At 78.4% G+C, this 241-nt stretch carries 1 protein-coding gene; it reads left to right on the forward strand.

Features of this window, described 5'->3' with window-relative positions:
- The coding region (locus tag KVT14_RS21110; protein WP_306795889.1) for a DUF4190 domain-containing protein at positions 1-241 on the forward strand (241 nt) is incomplete at both ends.

Consider the following 241-nt stretch of genomic DNA (forward strand, 5'->3'; position numbering starts at 1 on the left):
GGCCGGGCTCCCCCGGCGGCTACCCCGCGGCGCCGTACGGCGGGTACCCCGGTGGCTCGTGCGTGCCGGTGTACGGCTACCCCAAGAACAGCCTCGGCGTCTGGTCGCTCGCGCGCGGCATCGCGAGCTTCGTCTGCTTCGGGCCGCTCGCGGGCATCCCGGCGAGCATCACCGGCGTGCTCGGCCGCAGGGCGGCGCCGCGCGGCGGGGCGGAGAACGCCGGCCTGTCGCTCGCGGGCCT

The organism is Cellulomonas sp. GbtcB1, from assembly GCF_019091725.1.
Lineage (GTDB): Bacteria > Actinomycetota > Actinomycetes > Actinomycetales > Cellulomonadaceae > Cellulomonas.